The organism is Meiothermus sp. Pnk-1 (assembly GCF_003226535.1).
Lineage (GTDB): Bacteria > Deinococcota > Deinococci > Deinococcales > Thermaceae > Allomeiothermus.
Map to the genome: position 1 here is coordinate 60,795 of NZ_QKOB01000002.1, position 16,315 is coordinate 77,109.

The window sequence follows — 16,315 nt, forward strand, 5'->3', positions numbered from 1 at the left end:
AGGCTAGGCCAAGCCGCACGCCGAGGCTGTGATCTCTGCGCGCGATCCCGGAACAACCCCGTAAGGATCGGCGTTTTGTAGGGATCCTCGCAAGAGGGCTTCTATACAGGCTCGAGCCGCACCGGGTTGGAGTGGAAGGTGCTTCCCTCTCCCATATCGGTGAGGTGCTCGCCGGTGAGCCAGTTGATGCCCTTGCCGTCGGGAGCCGGGGCCTCCCACCAGGTGCCCTCGAGCACCACCGTCCCCGGCATGGGGGCCTGGCTCACACGGGCCTTGCGCACCACCGCGCCGTGGCGGGAGCAGATGCGCACCCGCCCGCCGTCCTGCACGCCGCAGGCGGCGGCGTCTTCGGGATGCACCAGCAGCACCGGCTCGCCGCCTTCGCCCTGCACCAGCCGCTCGAGGTGGCCGTAGGTGGAGTTGAGGAAGTGCTTGGCCGGCGGGGTCATGAGGATGAGGGGGAACTCCTCGTCGGGCTCGGTGAGGATCACCGGTGGGGGCGGATCGAAGCGCACCTTGCCGCTGTCGGTGTTGGCCCCGTCCTTGAAAGGCAGGAAGGGGCGGGGGATGTGGAGCCGCACGAAGCCCTCGGCCTTGAGGCGCTCGAGGCTGATCCCCTCGAGCCAGGGGTGGCCGCTGGCGAGGAGGCTGCGGGCCAGGTCCTCGGCGCTCCAGTAGAGGGTGGGCTCCTCCAGGGAGAGCCGCCGGGCCAGCTCGGCGAAGACCCAGGTGTTGGGGCGGGCCTCGCCCTGCGGCCTCATCACCGCCTCGTTCCAGGAGAGGTAGAAGTGGCCGTAGGCGGTGTAGAGGTCGGGGTGCTCGAGGAAGGTGGTGGCGGGCAGCAGGTAGTCGGCGTAGCGGGCGGTCTCGGTGATGGCCTGCTCGAGCACCACCGTGAAGAGGTCCTCCCGCGCTAGGCCCTGCTGCACCAGGTCGGAGCGGGGGGCCACCACCGCGGGGTTGGAGTTGAAGACGAAGAGCATGCGGATGGGGGGCTCGAGCCGGGTCAGGGCGCTGCCGAACTGGGTCATGTTGACGTGGCGCACGGCGGGGTTGGGGCGAAAAAAGCCTTTGTGCTCGTGCTTCTCGGCGAGCAGGTGGGCCCCGCCCAGGTAGGTGCGCTCCAGCCGGAAGGCCCCCGAGGTGGTGAGCAGGGCCCCCCCGCCCCGGTACTGCCAGGCCCCGATGAGGGCGGGCAGCAGCAGCACCGCCCGCTGGGCGCTGGCCCCGCCGGGGTGGCGGGTCATGCCGTAGCTGGTGCGGATGAGGCTGACCCTGGCGCGGGCAAACTCCAGCGCCAGCCGCTCGATGGTGGCCGCCGGGACGCCGGTGACGGCTTCGGCCCGCTCGGGGGGCCACTCCAGGGCCACCGCCCGGTATTGCTCGAAGCCCTGGGCGGCGCGCCCCAAGTAGGCCGCGTCGTAGAGCCCCTCGCGCAGGATCACGTGGGCCATCGCGTAGGCCAGCGCCCCATCGCTGCCGGGGCACAACTTGACGTGCTCATCGGCGAAGCGGGAGGTGAGGTTTTCGTAGGGATCGACGTGGACGATCTTGGCCCCGCGGTGGCGGGCTTCCTTGAGGAAGGGCGTGAGGTGGGTGTTGGTGTGCAAAGAGTTGATGCCCCACAGGAAGATGAACTTCGCTTCGGGCACGTCCTCGGGGTCTACGCCGTAGCGGGGGGAGCCATAGGTGGCCTCCCAGGCCGCCGCGCCCGCCGTGGCGCAGATGGTCTCGTCGAGCTCGCAGGCCCCGATGGCGCGGAAGAAGGCCAGGGGATGGGCGTACTGGTGCAGGCCCATGGTCCCGGCGTAGTGGTAGGGCAGCACCGCCTCGCCGCCGTGCCGCTCGAGCACCTCGCGCAGCCGGCTGGCGATCTCGTCCAGGGCCTCCTCCCAGCTCACCCGCTCGAACTGGCCCGAGCCCTTGGGGCCCGCGCGGCGCATGGGGTAGAGGGGGCGCAGGGAATGGTGGTTGCGCTCGGGGTAGCGGTAGGTCTTGACGCAGGCGAAGCCCTGGGTGAAGGGGTGGCGGGGGTCGCCCTCGACCTTCAGCAGCCGGTTCGCCTCCTCGTCGATGGAGAGGATCAGCGAGCAGGCGTCGGGGCAGTCCAGGGGGCAGGTGGCTCGAGCCGTACGGGTCATGCTCCCTATCGTACCGCGCGGGCCACGCGGCTTTGTCACCTGGTTCCTACGGGTCGGGGCGGGCGTAGCCCAGCGCCAGGAAGCCGCTTTCGTCGGGCTCGAGGCTGTGGGGGGCGAAGCCCAGGGCCTGCAGCGAGCGCAGGCTGGCGTGGTTGTCGGGCTCCACCGAGGCCACGAAGCGCCGGTAGCGGGCGAGGCCGGGGTGCTCGAGCATGGCCCGCACGATGCGCTTGCCGTAGCCCCGCCCGCGCAGGTCGGGGCGCACCGCGAAGGCGAAGTGGAAGGCGGTGGGGTCGTGCTCGTCGGGCTCGCCCTGCACGTAGCCCACCGCCTCCTGCCCCTGCCAGGCCAGCCAGGGCTCGACGCCGGGCGCGCGGTGGCGCAACAGCCTCCAGACCGCGTCGGGTGGGGAGAGCCAGCGGGCGAGTTCTGGGTCTTCGAACCAGGCTTCGATCAGCCTTCGCCCCGCCTCGTCTGCGGGGGCCAGCCGCAGCCGTTGGCGAGCTATGCCGGGCTCCTTCCTGCCCCACCCTCGAGCGCCCTTTTCGCCAGCCCCCACGATAGCGCAGCTATCAAAGCGGCCAATCCCAGCGCTGGCCCCGCGCCCAAGTGCAAAAAGGGTGGATACACCAGCCCCGCCGCCGTCCCCCCCAGGTAGAACGCGGCCACATACGTGCTGCTCACCCCGCTGCCTTGCCGACCCGAGGCGCCCCCGCAAATGCCCTGGGCGGTGAAGAGCCCGGCCATCATCCCCACGAACCCCAACACGATGGCGAAAGATCGCTCTGGAAGCTGCACCAGCAACCCCAGCACCACAAGCGAGAACGCCAGCCGCACCGCCCTCACCTCGCCCAACCTCCGCACCAGCGGCCCGGTCAGGGCGCTCCCAGGGATCCCGGCCAGGTAGGCCAGCATCACCCCGCCGATCTGAGCTTTGGAGAGCCCCAACCCCTCGAGCCGGTAGGGCAACAGGTTGGCGACGAAGAAGTTGATAAACAACAGGGAAAACCCCATCAGGTAGAGCGGCCAAGCCCTGAGGTTATAGCTGGGGGCCGGGAGGGTGAGGGTTTCTCGCTCGCGCAAAAGCCAGAAGGCCGGAACCGCTGCGGGCAGCGCCAGGAGCAAAAGGGCCAGGCGTTCCCCGACCACCTCTCCCAAAAATCCCCCCAGCGCCCGCCCCAGCCCTCCACCCAGCACGTTTCCCGCCACCCATAGCCCGGCCATCTCCTGGGCCCGCTTGGGAAAAAGGCGCGGGAGGAGCGCGAGCGAAAGTCCGGGAACGGCCGCCGCCGCGACCCCCTGCAAGGCCCGGGCCACCAGCCACAGTCCGAGCGTAGGGGCCAAGGCCGCGAAGCCCCCCAGCAACCCCACCCCTAGGAGACCTCCACCCACAACCCGCCCTACCGGGAGCCGCAAGCGCGGCACTAGGGGAGAAAATAGCACCAGCGCGATAAACGGCAGGCTGATGCCCAGCCCCGCCGAGCCGGGAGGGGCGCCAAAGAGGCGCTCGAGGGCCGGGAGCAACGGCACAGCGCTGTACAAAGCCGCGTACAGGAGGGTGCCCGAGAGCAGCACAGCCCAACGCACCAGCTTAGGCTAAACGCCAGGCCTCAAATGCTCAACACCTGGGACCTCTTCGGCCCGCCCGGTCTATCCATGTAGAGTTAAGCACCAGGTTGAACCACACTATGCCCACCGTTCTCAAAGTCGCCCTCCCACTGCCCCTGGAGGCCATGTCCTACCGCCCTCCGCACGGAGATGGGCGCGAGGCTTTGGGGCAGCGGGTGGTGGTGCCTTGGCGCGGTGAGCTGCGGGTGGGGATCGTTACTGCGGTAGAGGCCGATAGCCAGCGGGCTTTTACCCTGCGCGAGGCCGTGGCCTATCTGGATGAGCAGCCCTGGCTACGTCCGGAAGAGCTAGGTTTCTTGCACGCCGCAGCGCAAGATTGTTTCTGCCCCCTGGGTACCCTGCTCGACGATCTCTTGCCCTTCCTCGAGCCCCCCCTCACCCACCGGGTGCGGCTGGTGCCGGGAGCCCCGCCCAGCATACTTCCGGCGGGGATGGGGGATCTGCTGGAGTGGCAGGAGGCCCGAGGCTATGACCCCCGTCTCCTGGACATGCTGCGCGAGGCCGGGGTGCTAGAAGAGGAGGTGCGGGCGGATCGCCCCAGCCGCAAATTTCTCATCCCGCTGCGCGAGCCCGATGCGGGCCTCTCCGCCAAGGCCCAAGCAGCCCTGCGCACCCTGCTCGAGCTGGGCGAAGCCCCCAGCATGGCCGAGCTGGCCCGCCAGGCGGGGGTAGGGCCGGGGGTGGTCAAGACCCTGCTGGAAAAGGGATATGCAGGCTGGCAGGAGCGCAGGCTGGAGCCGCCCCTCCCCGGGGGCAGCCCGCTGGAACCGCTCGTCTTGCCTGAGGTTCCGGCCCGGCTCAACGGGGGTCGGCTGCGCGACCGCCTGCGCCTTCTGGCCGGGATCGCCTCCCAGGGCCCAACCCTGGTCCTGTTTCCCGAGGTGGCGCTGCTTGAGCGCTGGCTAGAACACTTCCCTCAGGCCCGTCCCTTCCACGGAGAACTCTCCGCTGAGCTGCGGCGGCAGGAGTTTGCTGGGTTCCGCACGGGCGGGGTGGTCTTCGCCACCTACCAGGGGTTGCTGCTGCCCTTCACCCCGCGGCGGATCGTGGTGGTGGAAGAGGCCAGCGAGGCCTATAAGCTCCCGGCGGGCTCGCGGGCCCACTGCGTGCGCCTGGCCGAGCGCCGCGCCGAACTCCTGCGGGTGCCCTTGACCTACCTCTCCCAAGTGCCCAGCGTGGAGACCCTCGAGCAGCCCGGGCTGAGCTTCCCTCCGCCCCGACCGCGCGTACACCTGCTAAACCTCAACCAGGAGCGGGGTTACCCCTTGAGCGGGGCCGCGGTGGCGTTGCTGCGCCAGGTGGAGGAGAAACGGCGCCAGGCAGTGGTGCTAGCCCACCGCCGGGGGTATAGCGCGGTCCTGCGCTGCCACCGCTGCGACTGGAAGGCCATGTGTTCCAACTGTGCGGTACCGCTGCGCTACCACAAGGGCGCTCGGGCCGCCTTGCGCAGCCCGCATACGAGGGCTGGGGTTTTAATCTGCCACCAGTGTGGCCTCGAGCAGACGGCCCCTCAACTCTGCCCCCAGTGTCAGTCGGAGACCTTCGACTTTCAGGGACCCGGGGTGGAGTGGGTACAGGACGAGCTGAGAAAACACCTGCCAAATTTGCCCCTATTCCGCTATAGCGCTGAACTCAAAGACGACCTGAGCCCGCTGCTGGGCGGCCAGCCGGGAGTGTTGGTCGGGACCACCGCGGTATTGCGAGCTCCGGTGCTGCCCGAGCTGGCCCTAGTGCTGTTACCCTACGCCGACGGGTTCGTGCTCGAGTCCGACTTTCGCGCCGCCGAGCGCTACCACCGGCTGTTGTGGCAGCTCACCGAACTGCACCCCCGCCGCCGCCCGCTCATCGCTTTGCAAACCTTCGAACCGGCCCATCCGGCCCACGAGGCCCTGCAAGCTGGGGACCCAGAAGCCTTTCCCCGCAGCGAGCTGGCCTTGCGCCGGGCCTTGGGCTACCCACCCGTCAAGAGGATGCTCAAGCTCGAGGTTAGCCACCCCAAGGAGCCCGTCGCCCGCGATGCGGCAAACCAGCTAGCCCTGGCTTTGGCCCCCCGGCTCGAGCCTGGAGAGATGCTCGGGGCGGGCCCGGTCCCCGCGCCGATCCCGCGGGTGCGCAACCAGTTCATCTTCCATCTCTTGCTGCGCAGCACCTCCGAGCGGTTGCGCGAGTTGATCCGCGACCTACCCCGTTTCCGCGGGGTACGGGTGCGCCTGGATCCCGACCCGCAGAGCTTCGTGGGACTGCTCGAGGACTGATCTGCTCTCATCGTCCAAACGGGGCGCTTCGGGCCATAACGTGCGCGCTGGGTGCGGGCGGGCCCAGGACCTGCCTATTTCCCGACCTTTCCGTGCTATAGTGAGGCAGTCGTGAGATCCCCCACTCTTTGTGCTCGACCTCTGCGGGGCGTATACGACCTCGATCCCCCAGGGGCGAGAAATCTGGTTGCTTTGCCCAGCGAGCAACAGGAGGAAAAACTGAATGCAAATTGAAGCGGGTGCTATCGTGGAAGGCCGCGTCACGCGGATCATGGACTTTGGGGCTTTTGTCGAGCTTCCCAACGGAGAATCTGGGCTGGTGCACATCTCCCAAATCGCCCATGAGTTCGTCAAGAACGTGCGGGACCACCTCTCGGAAGGGGAGGTGATCCAGGTGATGGTGCTCGGGCGTGACGATAAGGGACGGCTCGACCTCTCCATCAAGGAACTCACCCCAGCCCCGGTCGAACCCCCCCGGCCCAAGCGGCTTCCACGACAAGCGCCGGAGTTCGAGAACAAGCTCAAGAGCTTTTTGCGCGGCTCGGGTGGCTTGGGGAGTGGGAGCGGTAAGAAGCCCGGCGGCAAAGGTAAGGGCGGGCGTGGGCGGCGCTAGTGGTCTGGTGGCTTGATTTGTGCTGACTTAGACGTCGTAGGTCATACGTCATACGAAGGGGATCGGTCCCCTAGGTGTACGGCGGTACGCCGTCCCAAAGGGGATCGTCCCTCGGGTGTACCGGCCCTGCCGGTCCCGATAGGGGATCGTCCCCCGCGTTTAGCGTAAGACGTACGACGTAAGCCGCGTTTAGCGTTTTGCGTATAGCGTACGACGTAAGTCGCGGTGGATCGAGCCAATCGTGCCGCCAGCCCCAGCGGACATTTGTAATTCGCCTGACCTGCTATGGAGAGCGTATTGCATTAAAATGCGATACGGCCCTAAGCTTTCACGGTCCAGGGGGAATGCATGAAGCTATTCGACAACTACGGGCGCCTCATCAAGGATTTGCGGCTTTCGGTAACGCCCCGTTGCAACCTGCACTGCCTGTACTGCCACCCTCTGGGCTGGGAGCAAAGCGAACCCCCTGGCGCCGTCACGGTAGAGGACGTGCGCAACTTTCTCACCGCCATGCGCTTGCTGGGCCTCGAGGCAGTGCGCTTCACCGGGGGGGAGCCCCTGGTGCGCAAGGAGCTGTCCCAGATGATCGAGGCCGCGCACGAGGTCGGCATTCCCGATATCGCCATCACCACCAACGGCATGCTCTTCAAGCGCAAAGCTAAGGAGCTGGTGGCTGCCGGGCTGGGCCGCATCAACCTCTCGATGGACGCGGTGACGCCCGAGGTCTTCAGAACCATGACCCGGGGTGGGGACGTGAAGCGGGTCTGGGAAGCCATCGAGACGGCCTGGGAGCTGAACTTGCACCCGGTGAAGATCAACGCCGTGATGATCCGCGGTATGAACGAAGCAGAGGTCATCCCTTTGGCTTCCCTCTCGCTGGATAAGCCCTTACATGTGCGTTTTTTGGAGTACATGCACCTCGACAACTCCAACCCCGAACTCTACCGCTCGCGCTTTGTCGCCGGAGCCGAGACCCGGGCCAAAATCGAGGCCCACTTCGGCCCGCTGCGAAAGCTGGCCACCGACCCCAGCGCCCCGGCGAAGGTCTACCAGATCCCGGGCGCAGTGGGCACGGTGGGATTCATCAACCCGGTGACCGAGCCCTTCTGCGCTAGTTGTTCGCGGTTACGCCTGACCTCCGATAAAAAGCTCCGCCCCTGCTTGCTCACCGACCTCGAGCTGGACATCGCCTGGGCCTTCGAGGCGGAAAACCCCGTAGAGGCCCTGGTAGATGCTATCCTTCTGGCCACCGACCGCAAGCCCGCTTTTGGCAACACCCTGCCTAAGCTGCGCGAGCGGGTGATGGTGGGGATCGGGGGTTAGGGCGCGACCGGCTTAGCCGCGCTAAACCCAAAAACGCCCGGGAGCGGTCGCCGCCCGCTCGAGCCCCCTGTCTATCAGCGGTCTTTGGCCGCCTGGAAGCGCGCGATACAGGCCTTGACTTCCTCTACGGCCCGCTCCCGGCCCTCCCAGCCGGTCACCTTGACCCACTTCCCCTTATGGGCCTCGAGGGCCTTGTAGGTCTCGAAGAAGTTCTGGATTTCCGCCTTGGTAGCCGCCGGAACGTCGGATAGATCCTGGATGTGATCCCAGCGGGGGTCTTCGGCCACCACCCCCAAAATCTTGGCGTCGCCGCCCTTTTCGTCTTGCATGTCCACCATGCCGATGATCCGTACGTCCACCACCACCCCCGGCAAGAGCGGGTAGGTCGAGAGGATGATCCCGTCCAGGGGGTCGCCGTCCTCCGCCAGCGTCGAGGGGATAAAACCGTAGTCGCCAGGATAGAACTGGGCGGTGGGAAGTACCCGGTCGAGCTTGATGGCCTCGAGCTCGGGGTCGTATTCGTATTTGTTGGTCGAGCCGCGGGGGATCTCGATGACCATGTGTACGATTTCGGGGGCTTTTTTGCCAACCGGCAAATTCTTGAGGTTCGCCATAGCGGGAGTATTCTAACCCGCAGTGCAAGAGTTGGGTCATAGCGGGTGGGGCATTGCGCGGCCTCACGCCTGGGGGCGTACGTCAAACGTCATACGTCGAACGAAGGGGATTGGTCCCTCAGGTGTACGGGCGTAGCCCGTCCCGATAGGGAATCTACCCTAGGTGTACCGGCTCCGCCAGTCCCGATAGGGGATCATCCCCCGCGTTTAGCGTCTGGCGTTTTGCGTATTGCGCATGGCGTACGACACCGGCGGGCGCGGTTTGGTTCTCCACCCCGGCCGGCTGGTGGCTATTTACCGCTGTTCCCCGAAGAATTTCCCTCCGCAGGGTTGTCCTGCTCACCCGTGTTGCCACGGGAGGGCGGCGCGGGGGGATTCGGTGAGGTCTGGCCGGGCTGCTGGGGTTGGACCGGGGTCGGGGCGGGGTTGCCCACGTTGCTCCAGCGGTAGGAGGAGCGCAGCAGCTCGAGGTCTTTCTGGTCCACCACCCCGTCCTCGTTGAGGTCGCCGGGAAGGTTGGGTTTGGGGGTCGGCTGGGGTTGGGCCTGCGCGGGGGGGGTTTGCTGATCGGTCGGGGTCTGAGCGGCCTGTTGGGGAGCCGGTTGCTGGGCTTGCTCCGGGTTGGGTTGCGACGGAGGGGCCGGTGAGGTGGTTGCGGGTGAGGTCTGAGCAGGCGGGGCTGCGGGCTGAGGAGCCGAGGGTGGCGGGGGCGGGGTTTGGGTGCCCGGCGTCTGGGGGTTGGCCTTCTTGCCAAAGTTCTGGGCCAATGTGAGCAGGTCGGCATAGGTGTACTTGCCTTCGCCGGTGGCCCGCTCAAAGGAGGGGTTGTTGGGGAAGGGTTTAGCCTCCTTGTCATAGAAGGCCACCCGGGGTTGGAGCGCCGGGCGCAGGGCCTTGGTAGGGGAGAGGGTCAGGCGCAGCACCTCGAGGTCCCGCCTAGGCTGGGTGAAGGCCACGTCCAGGTCCATCACCTCGCGCTCGGGGTTGTAGCGGGCCACGTAAACGACCCCCGCCTGGGCTTGCAGGCTTTCCAGCGCCGGCTTTAGGTCCTTCAAGGGAATCTGGGCCTGGAACCCCCGTGACTCGCGGCCCTCGAGCCGAAGCAGCAGGATAAAGGGTTGGTTCACCTCGGACTGCGGTTGCACCAGGGTCAGCCTGGGCGGGGGGGGATCGGAGACGACAAGGGTGAGGTCTTTGTAGGTTTTGGAAAGGTTTGCGTCTTCGATGATGAGCCGAAGCTTGTAGTTTCCCTTTTCCTGGGGGATGCCGCTGAGCCCGGTGCGGTTGAAGGTAAGGCCCTTAGGGAGGGAGCCCTCGAGCTTGAAGGTATAAGGCTGCACCCCGCCGTCGGCGGTGAAGGTCGCGTTGTAGGGATCGCCCACATAGGCCGGCGGCAGGCTGGTATTGATATTCAATGGCTGCTTGGAACCCCCCTGGTCGGTGCCGCAGGCGGCCAGTACCAGCGAAAGCCCCAGAAGAAAGACACGCATGGTCTTAACTTAGTTTGACCTCATGAGAGTAAGTTCGGATAAAGCTTCATGATTGCGGCAGGTCGTAGCTGCTTCCACCTTGCTTTTGCGCCGTCTCAGCACCCCGTATAGTGTGGAACGATGAGCATCAAACCCGACTGGTGGATACGCGAGCAGGCCAAAAGGGGCATGATCGAACCCTTCGAGGAGCGCCTGGTGCGCGAGGGGGTGATCAGCTACGGCCTCTCCAGCTTCGGCTACGATCTGCGGGCTGCGCGGGAGTGGAAGATCTTTGCCAATGTCTTCCATACCATCGCCGATCCCAAGGGTTTGGATCCCAAGAGCTTCGTGGACTATGAGGGCGACGAGGTGATCATCCCTCCCAACTCCTTCGTGCTGGCGCGATCAGTAGAGTATATCCGCATGCCCGACGACGTGCTGGCCATCGCCATCGGCAAGAGCACCTATGCCCGGGTGGGCATCGTGGCCAACATCACCCCCCTCGAGCCCGGCTGGGAGGGGCACGTCACGCTCGAGTTCTCCAACACCACCCCGCTTCCGGCCAAGATGTACGCGGGGGAGGGCTGTGTGCAGCTAGTATTCTTCCAAGGCGAGCGTCCCGAGATCACCTACGCCGACCGCAAGGGCAAGTACCAAGGGCAGAAGGGGATCACCCTGCCCAAGCTCTGACGGGAAGGACGGGGTTCTTGCGGTAGACTATCCCGGATGAGAGTTGCGGCCGTCGCGGTTGTGCTGCTGCTGGTGGTGGGCGGGGTGGCGCTGCTCGTTTCCCGGGGTACGACCGGGGGAATCGGCATGAGGGCGGCCACCAGCGGTTCGGCTTCTCTCCAGCCTTCCGCCGCCCCGCAAGGAGAATCTGGAATGGAAACCTTACCTTACCTGTCCCAAACCCCCGTGCGCCAGTTCGCCAAGCCCGAGGATGTCTTGCGGCCAGGCCTGGACTACTACGCCGTGTTTGAGACCACCAAGGGCAAGTTCACCGTAGATCTTTACGAAGAGCAAGCCCCCAAGACGGTCAACTCTTTCGTCTTTCTGGCCCTCCACCACTACTTCGACGGCCTCGTCTGGCACCGGGTGATCCCCGGCTTCGTGGCCCAGAGCGGCGATCCCACCGGCACCGGGACGGGTGGACCGGGGTACCGCTTTGGCCTCGAGGTCACCCCCAGCCTCAACTACGACAAGGAGGGCGTATTGGGCATGGCCCGCACCTTCGACCCCAATTCCAACGGCAGCCAGTTCTTCATCACCTACGGCCCCACCCCCAACCTCAACCAGCAGTACACCATCTTCGGCCAGGTTACCGAGGGCATGGACGTGGTGAAGCAACTCGCCCCCACCGAAGGGGTGGCCAACCCGGCTCGGGGCGAGGCACGGGATAAGATCCTGGCGGTAAAGATCCTGGCCAGGGCTAAATGAGCCCATGATCCCTGAGGGTACCCGCTACTACCTTCCCCCCGAGGCCCGGTTGCGGCGCGAGCTTGCCGAGCGGCTTACTGCGCTGTTCCATGGGTGGGGGTATGAGCTGGTGGAGCTTCCAGCGCTCGAGCTGTATGATCCCCGCCACGTGCTGGCCGAGCGCTCGTTTAAGCTGGTGGACAAGACCGGGGACGTGCTGGCGTTGCGCTCGGACTTCACCAGCGCCCTGGCCAACCTGGTCGAGGCCTTCCCGCCTGAACACCTCCCCGTGCGCTACCAGTACGCCGGGCAGGTCTGGTTGCGCGAGGCCGACGCCGAGCTGGGGCGGGTGCGCGAGTACACCCAGTTTGGGGTGGAGCTGGTAGGGGTCTCGAGCCCCCAGGCCGATGCGGAGGTTCTCGAGCTGGCCTGGGAGGCCCTGCGAGCCCTGGGCTTCGTGGGGGCCAAGATCGAAGTGGGGTTGCCTTCCTTGGTGCGGGATTTGCTGGAGTCTGTCGGTCTTGAGCCCTCCAAGACCGAGGCTTTGCGCCAGGTCATCCACCGCAAGAATATCCCTGAACTCGCTAGCCTGCTCGAGGCGTACCGCGTGGGCCACCTGGCGCCGTCTATTCTGGCCCTGCCCGATCTATACGGCGGGCGCGAGGTGTTGAGGGAGGCCCACAGGCTCAGCCTGAGCGAAAAGGCCAAAGCCGACCTCGATTGGCTCGAGGAGGTGCTGACCCTCCTCCCCCAGGTCCCGCTGCTTCTCGACCTGGGCCGGGCCCGGCGCCTAGACTACTACACCGGGATCAACTTCCAGGCTTACACCCAGGACTTCGGCCTGCCGCTCTTGGGCGGGGGGCGCTACGACGGAACCCTCCTGCCGCAGGCCTGTGGCTTTACCGTGGGGCTCGAGCGGGTCATGGAGGCCTTACGCTTGCCGAGCGAGGCCGGGGTGCCCCAGGTGCTGGCCGTGGACCGGGCCCTAGCCCGACAGCTCCGCGCCCAGGGGCAGCGGGTCGAGCTGGCCTGGACCGATGATCTCGCCGCACTGCGGCGCTACGCCCGCAGCCGGGGAATCCCCCTCATCGCGGTGGAGGGAAGGCTCGAGGAGATCCCGTGATCCGCGGACGCTATTCCCTGGTTCTGGCCCTGCCCAAAGGGCGCAACTTTGAAGACGGCTACGCGGCTTTGCAAAAAGCTGGCCTCGAGCTTCCCAAAGTCCAAGGCGAGCGCACCATGATCCACGGGCGGGAGGGTGGGATCGCCATTTTGGAGCTGCGCAACGCCGACGTGCCGCTCTACGTAGACTTGGGCATCGCCGATGCCGGGGTGGTGGGCAAGGACGTGCTCTTGGAGTCTGGACGGGACGTGTACGAGCCGGTGGACCTGCGCACCGGGGTTTGCCGCCTCTCGCTCATCCGCCATCCCGAAAGCACCGGCCCCATCCGCCGCATCGCCACCAAATACCCCAACTTCACCACCAGGGTGATGCGCGAGCGCGGCTGGGTAGCGGACGTGCTCGAGCTCTCGGGTAATGTCGAGCTCGCTGCGGTTACCGGCCTGGCCGATGCGGTGGTGGACGTGGTGCAGACCGGGGCCTCGATCCGGGCAGCCGGGCTCGAGGAGGTCGAGGTGCTGGCCTATTCCTCGGCCCGGCTCATCGTCAACCGCCAGGCCCTAAAGCTCAAGAGCGAACTGCTGCGCCCGCTGATCGCCAAGTTGCGGGAGCAGGTTTAGCGCTTCGCTCATCCTAAGCAGGCAGCGCCCCTCCTGAAGCGAGCTAAAAAGTCTCCTCCCTCACTTGGGCCACTCGAGGTGCGGGGATATGATGCCCTCCATGAGCTACCGCAGGCTGGGAAGAAGCGGTTTGTTTGTCTATCCGATCGCCCTCGGCACCATGCAGTTCGGCTGGACGGCGGACGAGGCCACGGCGCAGGAGGTCATGGACGCCTTCGTGGAGATGGGCGGCACCCTAATCGACACCGCCGATATCTACACCAACTGGGCCGCGGGCAATCCCGGCGGGGTCTCGGAGGAGATCATCGGGCGCTGGATGAAAAGCCGCGGCAACCGCGAGCGGGTGGTGATTGCCACCAAAGTACGCGGCCCCATGGGCCCAAACGGCTCGGAGGGGCGGGGCCACCCCTTACAGCGGGAGGGCTTGTCGCGCAAGTGGATCCTGCGTGCGGCCGAGGACTCCCTGCGTCGCCTGCAGACCGATTACATCGACCTCTACCAGGTGCACTGGGTGGACAACCAGGTGCCCATCGAGGAGACCCTTTCCGCCCTCAGCGATCTGGTGCGGCGGGGCTGGGTGCGCTACATTGGGGCCTCCAACTTCTCCGCCTGGCGGCTCATGCAGGCCTTGTGGGCTGCAGATAAGTACGGCTACGAGAGTTTTATCTCGCTGCAGCCGGAGTACAGCCTGACCCAGCCCACCCGGGCCAACTTCGAGCGGGAGATCGCTCGGGTGTGCGAGACCTACGGGATCGGGGTGATCCCCTATAGCCCCCTAGCGGGTGGCTTCCTCACCGGCAAGTACCGCCGCGACCAGCCTTTGCCCGAAAGCGTGCGGGCCCAGGAGATCACCAACCGGCGCTACAGCGAGCAGAACTGGGCCATTTTGGACAAGGTGCTCGAGCTCGCCCGGCAGCGAGGGATCCCTCCGGCCCAGGTCGCGCTGGCCTGGCTGTTGGCCAAGCCCTACGTGAGCGCGCCGATCGTCGGGGCCAACAGCGTAGCCCAGCTGCGCGAGCTGATGCCCGCGGCCAGCCTGCAGCTAAGCCGCGAAGAGGTGGCCGCGCTGGACCAGGTCTCCGATTGGCCGCGCTCGAGGACCGAGCGGGAGGTCTGAGGGGCGTCTTGCCCGGAGAGTTCTGCGTTCCGCATAATCGTCCCGTGACGCCCGAGCGCTGGAGGAAGATCAATGCGGTGTTGGATCGCCGCCAGCCCGACCTGACGGTGCTGATGGAGCGGGTCCACAAATGGCACAACTTCTCGGCAGTGCTGCGCAGCTGTGACGCGGTGGGGGTGCTCGAGGCCCACCTGGTCCCCGCCGCTCACGGCATCCCCGAGGACAAAAACCCCAGCCGCCCCACCGCCGCCACCTCGGGAAGCGCGGCCAAGTGGGTGGGGGTACGCCTCCATCCCGATACGCCCGCCGCGTTCGCGGAGCTGCGGGCTCGAGGGTTCATCGTCTACGCCGCGCACTTCTCGCCTGTGGCGGTGGACTATCGCGAGGTGGACTACACCCAGCCTACGTGCATCCTGCTCGGTACCGAGAAGTGGGGCGTGACTGAAGAGGCGGCTGCGCTAGCGGACGGGCACATCGTTATCCCTATGATGGGCATGGTGCAAAGCCTCAACGTTTCGGTCGCGGCGGCGGTGATCCTCTTCGAGGCCCAGCGCCAGCGGATGCGCTTGGGGATGTACGATGGGTCTAGGCTCGAGCCCGCCTTACGCCAGCGCCTTCTTTTTGAATGGGCCTATCCCGACTGGGCCGAGCGCTGCCGCAAGGAGGGGCGGGATTACCCCCCCCTTGGCCCCGAGGGCGAGATCTTGTGGTAGGAGGAACCCTTGCCCAACGCCCAGCACCTTGCCCAACAAGCCGCTCAGGCTGTGGACGCCGAGGAAGTGGTGCGCCTGGCGCGAAAGCTGGTTCAGATCGAGAGCTACTACCCCGGCCCCGGCGAAGGGCCGGTGGTGGAGTACCTCGAGCCCTACCTGCGGGAACGGGGGTTTGAGACCGCCGTTCAAGAGGTAGCGCCAGGCCGCCCCAACCTGATCGCGGACTTGGGAAAGGGGCCGGGAGGGCTTATCCTCGAGGGCCACACCGACGTGGTGACGCACGGGAGCCTCGAGCGCTGGACGGTCCCCCCCTACGAGGGGCGGATCATGGGTGGCCGGCTCTACGGGCGGGGTGCCTGCGATATGAAAGGAGGGTTGGCGGCGGCGGTTGTGGCGGCTCAGGCGGTCGGCGAGGTCCTGGGGGAGCCCAGCAAGGCCCTGCGCCTAGCTTTGCTATGCGACGAGGAGGGCTTGATGCTGGGGGTCAAGGCCTTTGTCCGGGCCGGGCACGCCCAAGGCTTCGCCGGGGCCATCGTCTGTGAGCCGGAGGAGAACCAGATCTGTTTGTGGCAAAAGGGCGCGATGCGGGTATGGATCCACTTCCAGGGCCGGATGGCCCACGGAGCGATGCCCTACGCCGGGGCCAACCCGATCCCCTCGGCGGCGCGGTTTGTGGCCGAGTTGGGCCGCCTCCAAAGCGAACTCCACTCCGAGAGCTTCCACGAGCATCTGGGAAAACCCTGGCTCACCCCCACGGTCTTCCAGGGCCTCGCAGGGGAGGGCCAGTTTAACGTGATCCCCGATCGGGTAAGGGTGGGCCTGGATATCCGCACCAACCCCGGCCAGGATCACCGGGAGATCGAAGGGCGGCTGCGGGCGGCCCTTGCGACCAGTTTGGATCCCGGGGTGACGGCTGAGCTCGAGGTCTTCGAGGACCGCCCGGCTACCGAGACGGCTGGGGAGGCCCGTGTCGTCCGCGCTACCCAAGAGGCCCTCCGGCTGCTGGGGATGCCAATTCAATATGGCGGGGTGCCGGGGGCTACCGACGGCACGTTCCTGTGGGCCTGGGCGGGGCTGCCCATCGTCACCATCGGCCCCGGGGGGCGCACCCTGCCGCATCAGGCCGACGAATACGTGGAACTCGAGGAGCTCATCGCCGCGGCCCGGCTTTACGCCGCGACCAGCGTACTCTTTCTGGCCGATCCCGGCCCTCTCCCCACTTAGAGGGCGGTGTGATATTGTGAACCCACGGACGCACCAATGGAACGTGTCTCAGAGCTAAAAA

Annotated in this window: 15 protein-coding genes; 10 read left to right on the forward strand and 5 right to left on the reverse strand. The window is 66.4% G+C overall.

The genetic code is table 11. From position 1 onward, the window contains the following. Positions 1–101: 101 nt before the first annotated feature. From DNA98_RS03145 to DNA98_RS03155, 3 genes are read right to left on the reverse strand one after another with little or no spacing between them, the layout of a single operon-like run. The gene (locus DNA98_RS03145; protein ID WP_110525635.1) at positions 102–2,141 is read right to left on the reverse strand and encodes a molybdopterin-dependent oxidoreductase; all 2,040 of its coding nucleotides are present in this window, start codon (positions 2,139–2,141) and stop codon (positions 102–104) included. Between the two features lie 46 nt (positions 2,142–2,187). After that, complete coding sequence (locus tag DNA98_RS03150; RefSeq protein ID WP_158531595.1) at positions 2,188–2,700, reverse strand: GNAT family N-acetyltransferase; 513 nt, start codon at positions 2,698–2,700, stop codon at positions 2,188–2,190. Continuing rightward, a complete protein-coding gene (locus DNA98_RS03155; RefSeq protein WP_110525641.1) occupies positions 2,646–3,728 on the reverse strand; it encodes an MFS transporter in 1,083 nt (360 codons plus the stop codon). Before DNA98_RS03155 ends, DNA98_RS03150 begins: the two co-directional genes overlap by 55 nt. A 101-nt stretch (positions 3,729–3,829) precedes the next feature. Here DNA98_RS03155 and DNA98_RS03160 point away from each other — a divergent pair, with 101 nt between their 5' ends. From DNA98_RS03160 to moaA, 3 genes are all read left to right on the forward strand, one after another. Further along, positions 3,830–6,025, forward strand: a complete 2,196-nt coding sequence (locus DNA98_RS03160; protein ID WP_110525643.1) for a primosomal protein N' — start codon at positions 3,830–3,832, stop codon at positions 6,023–6,025. 223 nt (positions 6,026–6,248) lie between these two features. Beyond that, a complete protein-coding gene (locus DNA98_RS03165; protein WP_110525645.1) occupies positions 6,249–6,638 on the forward strand; it encodes a S1 RNA-binding domain-containing protein in 390 nt (129 codons plus the stop codon). A 348-nt stretch (positions 6,639–6,986) separates the two neighbouring features. Further along, the gene (gene moaA / locus DNA98_RS03170; RefSeq protein ID WP_110525648.1) at positions 6,987–7,961 is read left to right on the forward strand and encodes a GTP 3',8-cyclase MoaA; all 975 of its coding nucleotides are present in this window, start codon (positions 6,987–6,989) and stop codon (positions 7,959–7,961) included. A 74-nt stretch (positions 7,962–8,035) separates the two neighbouring features. Here the strand turns inward: moaA and DNA98_RS03175 are convergent, their stop codons facing one another. Together DNA98_RS03175 and DNA98_RS17885 are read right to left on the reverse strand one after the other, a co-directional pair. Continuing rightward, complete coding sequence (locus DNA98_RS03175) at positions 8,036–8,575, reverse strand: inorganic diphosphatase (protein ID WP_110525651.1); 540 nt, start codon at positions 8,573–8,575, stop codon at positions 8,036–8,038. 290 nt (positions 8,576–8,865) lie between these two features. Then, positions 8,866–10,065 (reverse strand): Ig family protein, encoded by a 1,200-nt coding sequence (locus DNA98_RS17885; protein ID WP_199489349.1) that lies wholly within the window; start codon positions 10,063–10,065, stop codon positions 8,866–8,868. Between the two features lie 120 nt (positions 10,066–10,185). Here DNA98_RS17885 and dcd point away from each other — a divergent pair, with 120 nt between their 5' ends. The 7 genes from dcd to DNA98_RS03215 all read left to right on the forward strand — a co-directional run bounded on the left by dcd (position 10,186) and on the right by DNA98_RS03215 (position 16,254). After that, the gene (gene dcd / locus DNA98_RS03185) at positions 10,186–10,734 is read left to right on the forward strand and encodes a dCTP deaminase (protein ID WP_110525653.1); all 549 of its coding nucleotides are present in this window, start codon (positions 10,186–10,188) and stop codon (positions 10,732–10,734) included. A gap of 126 nt (positions 10,735–10,860) precedes the next feature. Next, positions 10,861–11,481, forward strand: coding sequence for a peptidylprolyl isomerase (locus tag DNA98_RS03190; protein WP_110526490.1), 621 nt, complete (start codon positions 10,861–10,863; stop codon positions 11,479–11,481). Between the two features lie 4 nt (positions 11,482–11,485). Beyond that, positions 11,486–12,583, forward strand: coding sequence for an ATP phosphoribosyltransferase regulatory subunit (locus DNA98_RS03195; protein ID WP_110525656.1), 1,098 nt, complete (start codon positions 11,486–11,488; stop codon positions 12,581–12,583). Then, a complete protein-coding gene (gene hisG / locus DNA98_RS03200; RefSeq protein WP_110525659.1) occupies positions 12,580–13,200 on the forward strand; it encodes an ATP phosphoribosyltransferase in 621 nt (206 codons plus the stop codon). The genes DNA98_RS03195 and hisG overlap by 4 nt, the downstream gene beginning before the upstream one ends. Positions 13,201–13,300: 100 nt before the next feature. Beyond that, entirely contained in the window at positions 13,301–14,317 is a 1,017-nt protein-coding gene (locus tag DNA98_RS03205; protein WP_110525662.1) for an aldo/keto reductase, read from the forward strand. A 44-nt stretch (positions 14,318–14,361) separates the two neighbouring features. After that, positions 14,362–15,030, forward strand: coding sequence for a tRNA (guanosine(18)-2'-O)-methyltransferase TrmH (trmH, locus tag DNA98_RS03210; protein WP_110525666.1), 669 nt, complete (start codon positions 14,362–14,364; stop codon positions 15,028–15,030). Between the two features lie 9 nt (positions 15,031–15,039). Next, positions 15,040–16,254: a M20 family metallopeptidase gene (locus DNA98_RS03215; protein ID WP_110525669.1), complete on the forward strand. Its 1,215-nt coding sequence runs from the start codon at positions 15,040–15,042 to the stop codon at positions 16,252–16,254. Positions 16,255–16,315: the final 61 nt, after the last annotated feature.

What these genes read in the sequence shown, in the direction of transcription:
- DNA98_RS03145 (WP_110525635.1), bottom strand. Translation starts at nt 2,141, where the DNA reads ATGACCCGTACGGCTCGAGCCACCTGCCCCCTGGACTGCCCCGACGCC.
- DNA98_RS03175 (WP_110525651.1), bottom strand. Translation starts at nt 8,575, where the DNA reads ATGGCGAACCTCAAGAATTTGCCGGTTGGCAAAAAAGCCCCCGAAATC.
- dcd (WP_110525653.1), top strand. Translation starts at nt 10,186, where the DNA reads ATGAGCATCAAACCCGACTGGTGGATACGCGAGCAGGCCAAAAGGGGC.
- DNA98_RS03190 (WP_110526490.1), top strand. Translation starts at nt 10,861, where the DNA reads ATGAGGGCGGCCACCAGCGGTTCGGCTTCTCTCCAGCCTTCCGCCGCC.
- moaA (WP_110525648.1), top strand. Translation starts at nt 6,987, where the DNA reads ATGAAGCTATTCGACAACTACGGGCGCCTCATCAAGGATTTGCGGCTT.
- DNA98_RS03160 (WP_110525643.1), top strand. Translation starts at nt 3,830, where the DNA reads ATGCCCACCGTTCTCAAAGTCGCCCTCCCACTGCCCCTGGAGGCCATG.
- DNA98_RS03195 (WP_110525656.1), top strand. Translation starts at nt 11,486, where the DNA reads ATGATCCCTGAGGGTACCCGCTACTACCTTCCCCCCGAGGCCCGGTTG.
- DNA98_RS03165 (WP_110525645.1), top strand. Translation starts at nt 6,249, where the DNA reads ATGCAAATTGAAGCGGGTGCTATCGTGGAAGGCCGCGTCACGCGGATC.
- DNA98_RS17885 (WP_199489349.1), bottom strand. Translation starts at nt 10,065, where the DNA reads ATGCGTGTCTTTCTTCTGGGGCTTTCGCTGGTACTGGCCGCCTGCGGC.
- DNA98_RS03205 (WP_110525662.1), top strand. Translation starts at nt 13,301, where the DNA reads ATGAGCTACCGCAGGCTGGGAAGAAGCGGTTTGTTTGTCTATCCGATC.